General features: G+C 66.2%; 8 protein-coding genes. 5 read left to right on the top strand and 3 right to left on the bottom strand.

The genetic code is table 11. The annotated features are described in order from the left end of the window. Window positions 1–107 precede the first annotated feature (107 nt). The 3 genes from N5J73_RS09875 to parE form a co-directional block, all read right to left on the bottom strand. Window positions 108–1,604: a S10 family peptidase gene (locus N5J73_RS09875; RefSeq protein ID WP_049447769.1), complete on the bottom strand. Its 1,497-nt coding sequence runs from the start codon at window positions 1,602–1,604 to the stop codon at window positions 108–110. A 109-nt stretch (window positions 1,605–1,713) separates the two neighbouring features. Beyond that, window positions 1,714–2,289 carry a GNAT family protein gene (locus N5J73_RS09870; RefSeq protein ID WP_049447770.1) on the bottom strand — a complete coding sequence of 192 codons (576 nt, stop codon included), beginning with the start codon at window positions 2,287–2,289 and terminating at the stop codon, window positions 1,714–1,716. Window positions 2,290–2,466: 177 nt separating this feature from the next. Next, entirely contained in the window at window positions 2,467–4,356 is a 1,890-nt protein-coding gene (gene parE / locus N5J73_RS09865) for a DNA topoisomerase IV subunit B (RefSeq protein WP_049447768.1), read from the bottom strand. A 172-nt stretch (window positions 4,357–4,528) separates the two neighbouring features. Here parE and N5J73_RS09860 point away from each other — a divergent pair, with 172 nt between their 5' ends. From N5J73_RS09860 to N5J73_RS09840, 5 genes are all read left to right on the top strand, one after another. Beyond that, window positions 4,529–4,762: a hypothetical protein gene (locus N5J73_RS09860; RefSeq protein WP_014036734.1), complete on the top strand. Its 234-nt coding sequence runs from the start codon at window positions 4,529–4,531 to the stop codon at window positions 4,760–4,762. A 401-nt stretch (window positions 4,763–5,163) separates the two neighbouring features. Beyond that, on the top strand, window positions 5,164–6,828 hold the full coding sequence (locus N5J73_RS09855) for a CTP synthase (protein WP_014036735.1): 1,665 nt from the start codon (window positions 5,164–5,166) through the stop codon (window positions 6,826–6,828). An 89-nt stretch (window positions 6,829–6,917) separates the two neighbouring features. Next, on the top strand, window positions 6,918–7,748 hold the full coding sequence (kdsA, locus tag N5J73_RS09850) for a 3-deoxy-8-phosphooctulonate synthase (RefSeq protein ID WP_049447767.1): 831 nt from the start codon (window positions 6,918–6,920) through the stop codon (window positions 7,746–7,748). Further along, window positions 7,745–8,092 (top strand): hypothetical protein, encoded by a 348-nt coding sequence (locus N5J73_RS09845; RefSeq protein WP_049447766.1) that lies wholly within the window; start codon window positions 7,745–7,747, stop codon window positions 8,090–8,092. Before kdsA ends, N5J73_RS09845 begins: the two co-directional genes overlap by 4 nt. Next, window positions 8,092–8,421, top strand: a complete 330-nt coding sequence (locus N5J73_RS09840) for a hypothetical protein (protein WP_049447765.1) — start codon at window positions 8,092–8,094, stop codon at window positions 8,419–8,421. The genes N5J73_RS09845 and N5J73_RS09840 overlap by 1 nt, the downstream gene beginning before the upstream one ends. Window positions 8,422–8,512 lie beyond the last annotated feature (91 nt).

The following is an 8,512-nucleotide window of genomic DNA, read 5'->3' as shown; positions in this document are numbered from 1 at the left end:
CGCAACCGGACCCGCTCCGCCAACCCACGGAATGCCAGCTTTTGCAGTTGCAGTTGCAGTGGCCGTGGCAGTCAGCGGGTGCCGCGCCGCAGGCCCGGCCGAACCCCTCAATTACGTTGGAACAGCGCCTGCACATCCTTCCGGAACGCCGCCTGGCTGTCCGCCCGGCTGTAGAACATGTGCCCGCCCGGATAGCTCCGCACCTGCACCCGGTCCGGATTGCTGCCCATCGTCGGCATCTGGTCCACCGTCAGGATCGACCCCATGAACGGGCATGACAGGTCATTCCAACCGTGCACGATCAGTACCTGCAGATGTGGGTCGATTGCCACTGCCTGGCGCAGCTGGGTCACCGCACCCTGGCGCAGTTCGCCGTTGCGGTCCCACAGCCGGTTCACGTCGTAGTTCAGCGCCTGGTAGCGCGCATCCACCTTCCAGCCGACCACGCGCGTCACGAAGTCGACCATCGCCGTGGTGGTCGGCGCAATGATGCTGTCCAGCAGCGGGTCATTGGCGCGCTGCTCCGGATCATTCGGGAACGGATCGAACGCGGTCACATTGGAGTCGTAGCGGCTGCCCAGCGTGCCCTTGTCGCGGAATACTTCGCGCAGGTAGGCCTGGGTTTCAAGACGGCCACCGGCACGGCGCACGAACTGCGGGTCAAGCCCGGTCAGCGCGGTCACCCGGCGCAGCATCGCCTCGGTCGCCTGCGGATCGCTGCGACCCTTCATCAGCGCAGTGGCGTAGTCGCCACGGGTGTACTCCACCACCTCACGCATTGCTGCATCGGTCAGCTTGCCCTGGCGCTCCAGGTGCGCGGCGGCGATCGACGGCAGTGTCTGCATCCATGCCATCGGCGAGACATCGGCGTTGTCTTCCAGGGTCGGGCTCAGGTACGGCGAGACCAGCACCAGGCCGTTCATCGCCACGCCCAGCCGCGTCTGCAGGAAGTGGGTGATGCGCGGGCCACGGTAGCCACCATAGCTCTCACCGGTCAGGTACTTGCGCGCGCCCATGCGCTGGTTGCGCAGCAGCCAGTCGTAGATCGAGCGCGACAGGTACTCGATGTCGGCACTGGGGTTGTACAACTGCTTCTTCGCCTCGTCATCGCTGATGCGTGCGCGGCTGAAGCCGGTGCCGACCGGATCGATGAACACCAGGTCGGTGAAGTCCAGCCAGGTGCCCGGGTTGTCGTGCAGGGTGGCCGGCGCCGATGCGCTGTCACCCTCCGAACCAAAGGTGACCACCTTGGGCCCGATCGCGCCCATGTTGAGATAGACCGACGACGCCCCGGGACCGCCATTGAGCGCAAAGGTCACCGGCCGGTCCTTGCCCGGCATCGTATAGGCGGTGAACACCACATCGGCGATCACCTTGCCCTTGGCATCGCGTACCGGCAGGGTGCCGACGGTGGCGGTGTAGTCCAGGGTGCGGCCGGCCAGGCGCATGCTCTGGCGGGCCGATGCATCGGCGGGCAGCGCAGGCGCTTCGGTCTTGTCGTCTTTCGGATCGGCCTTGGTGTCGGCGTCGGGCGCGGCCAGCACGCTGGCAGGGGCGATGAGCAGGCCGACGCAGAGCGCGGCAGTGTGCAGCAGGGACTTCATGGCACCGGATCGGCAGCGGAAGGGGGTTCCGATGCTAGGCCGGTGGCGGGCATGCCGTATGTGTCCAAAGGCATGCCCGCCGGTCGAGGCCGCCACTGGCCAGATTGGGTCAAGCGGGCAGGGGTGTGCGCACGTCGTCCGCCAGCAGACCGTATACCGCCGAATCGGACAGTTCACCCTGGATGCGCCAGCGCTGCCGCAGCACGCCCTCCAGGTGGAAGCCCAGCCGTTCAAGCACGCGTGCCGAGGGCTGGTTGCGCGGGTCGACCTCGGCTTCCACGCGATGCAGGTGCAGGGTCTGGAACAGGTAGTCCAGCAGGTGCTGCAGCGCTTCGTGCATGTAGCCCCGGCCCTGCCTGTCGGGGGCCAGCAGGTAGCCGATCTCGGCACGTGCGGCATCGCGGTCCAGCGCGAACACCACGCAGATGCCCAGCAACGGACCGTCCAGCGTTTCGCGCACGGCCAGCTTGAGTTGGGTGCCAGTGGCCTGTGCAGCCAGGTCATCGTCGATCTGCGCGCGCGACTCGGCCGGTCGTGTCCACGCCGGGTGGTTCCAGAACCGCATCACGTCCGGATCGGACTGGATCGCGAACAGGGCGGCCGCATCGTCGCGGCGGATCGGGCTCAGGACCAGGCGCGCGCTGTGCAGTGGCAGGCCCGGGAACAGTAGCGAGTGGCTGGCCAATACGATGGTCCACACGGATGGACGCGCATTATGGCGCCGCCGGGTTTGCCGATGGGGGTGTAATGCCCCGCGGCGCATGGACCGGTAGTGCCGGCCGCTGGCCGGCAGATCTGCCTGGATCACGCGGATGCCGAGGGTGCCGGCCAGTGGCCGGCACTACCGGGTGATGGGGCTGGATCAGACTTCCAGCGAAGCCAGGTCGCCCTTCGACTCCAGCCAGCCCTTGCGGTCGGACGCACGCTTCTTGGCCAGCAGCATGTCCATCAGCGAGCTCGTCTGCTCGCGATCGTCCACGGTCAGCTGCACCAGGCGGCGGGTGTCGGGGTGGATGGTCGACTCGCGCAGCTGTGGCGGATTCATCTCGCCCAGGCCCTTGAAGCGGGTGACGTTGATCGCGCCCTTGATCTTCTCGCGTTCGATCTTGTCCAGCATCGAGCGCTTTTCTTCCTCGTCCAGGGCGTAGAACACCTGCTTGCCCACGTCGATGCGGAACAGCGGCGGCATCGCCACGAACACGTGGCCGGCATCGACCAGCGCCGGGAAGTGCTTGAGGAACAGAGCGGTGAGCAGGGTGGCGATGTGCAGGCCGTCGGAGTCCGCGTCGGCCAGGATGATGACCTTGCCGTAGCGCAGGCCGCTGATGTCGTCCTTGCCGGGATCGCAACCGATGGCGATGGCCAGGTTGTGCACTTCCTCCGAGGCCAGCACGCTGTTGGACGAGACTTCCCAGGTGTTCAGGATCTTGCCGCGCAACGGCATGATGGCCTGGAAATCCTTGTCGCGCGCCTGCTTGGCGCTGCCACCTGCCGAGTCACCTTCCACCAGGAACAGCTCGGTACGCGACAGGTCCTGGCTGATGCAGTCGGCCAGCTTGCCAGGCAGGGCCGGGCCCTGGGTGACCTTCTTGCGGACGACCAGCTTTTCGGTCTTCAGGCGCGCGCTGGCGCGTTCGATGGCGATCTGCGCGATTTTCTCGCCCAGGTCCACGTTCTGGTTCAGCAGCAGGCTGAAGGCATCATGGGCGGCGCCTTCAACGAAGCCGGCGGCCTGGCGCGAGGACAGGCGCTCCTTGGTCTGGCCGCTGAACTGCGGATCGGTCATCTTCAGCGACAGCACGAACGACACCCGGTCCCACACGTCTTCCGGCGCCAGCTTGACGCCGCGCGGCAGCAGGTTGCGGAAGTCGCAGAACTCGCGCAGCGCCTCGGTCAGGCCGGTACGCAGGCCGTTGACGTGGGTGCCGTGCTGGGCAGTGGGGATCAGGTTGACGTAGCTTTCCTGCACCAGCTCGCCTTCCGGCAGCCAGGCCACGGCCCAGTCAACAATTTCGGTGTCCTTCTTCAGGTTGCCGACGAACAGCTCGGCCGGCAGCATCTCGCGATCGCCCAGTTCCAGCTTCAGGTAATCGCGCAGACCGTCTTCGTAGTACCAGGTATCGACTTCACCGGTGGCTTCATCCGTCAGCTTCACGGTCAGGCCCGGGCACAGCACAGCCTTGGCGCGCAGCAGGTGCTTGAGCGCGCGCACCGCGAACTTGGGCGTGTCGAAGTACTTCGGGTCGGGCCAGAAGCGCACGCGGGTGCCGGTGTTCTTCTTGCCGACGCTGCCGACCACTTCCAGCGGCGTGGCGCGGTCGCCATTGCGGAAGGTGATGCGGTGTTCGGCGCCTTCGCGCTTGATGTGCACCTCCACCAGGGTCGACAGCGCGTTGACCACGCTGACGCCGACGCCGTGCAGGCCGCCGGAGAAGGTGTAGTTGTTGTTGCTGAACTTGCCGCCGGCATGCAGGCGGGTCAGGATCAGCTCGACACCCGGGATCTTCTCTTCCGGATGGATGTCCACCGGCATGCCGCGGCCGTCATCGCTGACCTCCACGCTGCCGTCCTTGTACAGGGTGATCTCGATCGAGCGGGCGTGGCCGGCGAGGGCCTCGTCCACCGAGTTGTCGATCACTTCCTGCGCCAGGTGGTTCGGGCGCGCGGTGTCGGTATACATGCCGGGACGGCGCTTGACCGGGTCAAGGCCGGACAGGACTTCAATATCGGCGGCGTTATAACGGGCGTTCATCTGTCTTCGAAAGCTTGGAGCGACGGGCAAGTGTGGGGTCTGGCACGGGATTTTGCACGCCTGCGGTTCAGTCTCGGCGACGCAGAGGGGGTAAAATGGCAGCCGCTGGAATCTGAACGCCGGCGACCCCCGTTGGGTCGAAACATCCAAGCCATACCGCGAGGAGGACCTCATGAAGAAGTTGCTGACCATTGCGATCCTGGCCGCTGCCGCTGTTGCAGTGCCGCTGGTGGTGGCGCAGAACGCCGGCCAGCCGGCCCCGCAGCAGGGCGACCAGGCCGACAAGGCGCAGGCCGAGGCGGACGCCAAGGCCAAGCGCCGTGCCCAGGCCAATGCCGAAATGAAGGCGCAGGGCCAGCCGGCCCCGCAGAAGGAAGAAGAGGAAGAAGCGCGCAAGAAGCGCTGATCCCGCGACCTGCCAGGCGCCCTTGCGACAAGGGTTGCGCTCCGGAACGCCCCGCTTTGCGGGGCGTTTCTTTTTAGGAACGTGGCGTCTGCCCCCTTGGGTTGGCGGCCATCAATCTGTAAACTATGGCTTTCCGGGAGTAAGTGCGTGTCCACCCTTTGCGAATGGGCTGGAGCGGCCAAGCGTGGCTTCCAGCATGGCGGGTCGCAGGTGACGGTCGATTTGACCGGCACGGCCGCCCCGACCTCGCACGGGGGTCCTTGTACGGCGCCTGTCGCCGCACGGATCCGCACCTCCCTCGCTGTCCCAGCGAACCGGAAAACCCCCTCTGAGCACCATGCCCGCCCTACGGGCGCGCGTGGTGCTGCCGTTTTCCATTTCCAGACAGGATGCTTGCAGCCATGACTCCCTTGATTTTCGTAACCGGCGGCGTGGTGTCCTCGCTCGGCAAAGGCATTGCCGCCGCGTCGCTGGCCGCCATTCTTGAAGCCCGTGGCCTGAAGGTCACGATGATGAAGCTCGACCCGTACATCAACGTCGACCCGGGCACCATGAGCCCGTTCCAGCACGGTGAGGTCTACGTCACCGACGACGGCGCCGAGACCGACCTCGACCTGGGCCACTACGAGCGCTTCGTGCGCACCCGCCTGAGCCGCAAGAACTCGGTCACCACCGGCCGCATCTACGAGAACGTGATCCGCAAGGAGCGTCGCGGCGACTACCTGGGCGCGACCGTGCAGGTCATTCCGCACATCACCGACGAGATCCGTCGCTGCATCGACGAAGCCACCGAAGGCTACGACGTGGCGCTGGTCGAGATCGGCGGCACCGTCGGCGACATCGAGTCGCTGCCGTTCCTGGAAGCGATCCGCCAGGTGCGCACCGAGCGTGGCCCGGAGAAGGCGCTGTTCATGCACCTCACCCTGGTGCCGTACATCGGCGCCGCTGGTGAGCTGAAGACCAAGCCGACCCAGCATTCGGTGAAGGAACTGCGCTCGATCGGCATCCAGCCGGACGTGTTGCTGTGCCGTTCGGAACAGGCCGTGCCGGATTCGGAGCGCCGCAAGATCGCCCAGTTCACCAACGTTTCCGAGCGCGCGGTGATCAGCGTGCCGGACGTCGACGTGCTGTACCGCATCCCGTCGGGCCTGCACGCACAGGGCCTGGACGAGATCGTGGTCAACCAGCTGAAGCTGGCTGACAAGGCCGGTCCGGTCGATCTGTCGATGTGGGAGGACGCGGTCGACGCGACCCTGCATCCGCTGGACGAAGTGACCATCGCCGTGGTCGGCAAGTACGTCGATCACCAGGATGCCTACAAGTCGGTCGGTGAAGCACTCAAGCATGGCGGCCTGCGCCAGCGCACGAAGGTCAACCTGAAGTGGCTGGAAGCACAGGACCTGGAAGGCACCGACATGGCCGCGCTGGCCGATGTCGACGGCATCCTGGTGCCGGGTGGCTTCGGTGACCGTGGTTTCGAAGGCAAGGTGCTGACTTCGAAGTTCGCCCGCGAGCAGCACGTGCCGTACTTCGGCATCTGCTACGGCATGCAGGCGGCCGTCGTCGACTACGCGCGCAACGTGGTCGGCCTGGAAGGCGCCAACAGCACCGAGAACGACCGCCAGTCGCCGAACCCGGTGATCGGCCTGATCACCGAATGGCGTACCGCCACCGGCGATGTCGAGAAGCGTGACGACAAGAGCGACCTGGGTGGCACCATGCGCCTGGGCCTGCAGGAACAGCGCCTGAAGCCGGGCACGCTGGCCCGCGAGCTGTACGGCAAGGATGTGGTCGCCGAGCGCCACCGCCACCGTTACGAGTTCAACAACCGCTACCGCACCCAGCTGGAAGATGCGGGCCTGGTGATCGCCGGCAAGTCGATGGACGACACCCTGGTGGAAGTGGTGGAACTGCCGCGCGATGCGCACCCGTGGTTCCTGGCCTGCCAGGCGCATCCGGAATTCCTGTCCACGCCGCGTGACGGCCATCCGCTGTTCATCGGTTTCATCCGCGCCGCACGCGAGCGCAAGGCCGGCGGCAAGCTGCTGCAGGAAGCCCGCGCCTGACTTGTGATGGGGGCCGTCGGCCCCCATCTTGCACGCTTCAACCCCCTGCGCACCGGCCCGGCCGGTGCCGCGGACAACAAGGAAACGCCATGAAACTGTGTGGATTCGAGGTCGGGCTGGACCAGCCCCTGTTCCTGATCGCCGGCCCCTGCGTGATCGAGTCGATGCAGCTGCAGCTCGATACCGCCGGCAAGCTGAAGGAAGTCACCGACAAGCTCGGCGTCAACTTCATCTTCAAGTCCAGCTTCGACAAGGCCAACCGCACCTCGGGCACCGCGTTCCGTGGCCCTGGCATGGAGGAGGGCCTGAAGGTCCTGGCCGAGGTCAAGAAGCAGATCGGCGTGTCGGTGCTGACCGACGTCCACGAATACACCCCGATGGACGAAGTGGCCTCGGTGGTGGATGTGCTGCAGACCCCGGCATTCCTGGTCCGCCAGACCGACTTCATCCGCAAGGTGTGCTCGGCCGGCAAGCCGGTCAACATCAAGAAGGGCCAGTTCCTGGCGCCGTGGGACATGAAGCCGGTCGTGGAGAAGGCCAAGGCCACCGGCAACGAGCAGATCATGGTCTGCGAGCGTGGTGCCAGCTTCGGCTACAACAACCTGGTCAGCGACATGCGTTCGCTGGCGGTGATGCGCGATACCGGTTGCCCGGTGGTGTTCGACGCCACCCATTCGGTGCAGCTGCCGGGCGGGCAGGGCACCAGTTCCGGTGGCCAGCGCGAGCACGTGCCGGTGCTGGCCCGTGCCGCGGTGGCGGTGGGCATCTCCGGCCTGTTCGCCGAGACCCATCCGGATCCGTCCAAGGCCCTGTCCGATGGACCCAACGCGTGGCCGCTGGACCAGATGGAAGCGCTGCTCGAGACCCTGATGGAGCTCGACGCGGTGACAAAGAAGCACGGCTTTTCGCGCTTCGCGTGAGTCGTGACCCGTGGCTGGCGCTGGAAACCCAGCGCCACCGCCGCCACTGGAGTCAGTGGCCGTGGGGCCCGATCGCGCTGGGCCTGGCCGTGCTGTTCACCGTGGGCATGTTCGGCCTGGTGCTGATCGGCGCCGCGTCCGTGCGGCCACCCGGCGATGGCAGCAGCGCACTCGATCTGCAGGCGTACTTCATTGCGCTGCTGGTGGCAGAGCTGCTCGGTGCCGTGGGATGCGTCGCTGCCGCAGTGCTGGCCTGGCGGCTGAATCGCGGCAAGGTGGCCGCGGGCCTGGCGATCATCCTGCTCTCGCTGTGGCTGGGCGCCCTGTTCTACGGATTTCTTTGATGAATACGACCTCATCAGCGCGTGGCTGGCCGTGGGGTCTGGTCGCGCTGGGGCTGTCCGTGCTTGCCTGGGCATCGGTGCTGATGGGTGTGCTGGCCTTTGCTGCAAGCTTCGGCTCGCCGGGTGACGGCAACCATGGCATACAGGCCATGCAGTACTGGATTCTGGCCGCACTGGTTACGCTGGGTCTGTCTTTCGTCGGCAGCCTGATGGCAATGGTGCTGGCCTGGCGACGCAGCCGTGGTCCCGTCGCGGCGGCGTTGGCCGGTGTGTTGCTGGTGATGCTGGTGTCGCTGGCCCTGATCGTGATCGGGTCCAGCTGGGGCTGAGGTTGCCCACGCCATTTGGCAAGTGGCGGGCAGCCGGGGATAATCACGCGGCATTCGTTTTGTCGCCCCCTCTCCAGACAGGTAACCGGCC

Origin of the sequence: Stenotrophomonas sp. GD03654, assembly GCF_029845105.1 — a bacterium.
In the GTDB taxonomy this organism is placed as follows: domain Bacteria; phylum Pseudomonadota; class Gammaproteobacteria; order Xanthomonadales; family Xanthomonadaceae; genus Stenotrophomonas; species Stenotrophomonas africana.
Note: the sequence above shows the minus strand (reverse complement) of the source record. Positions and strands in the feature narration are given on the sequence as shown.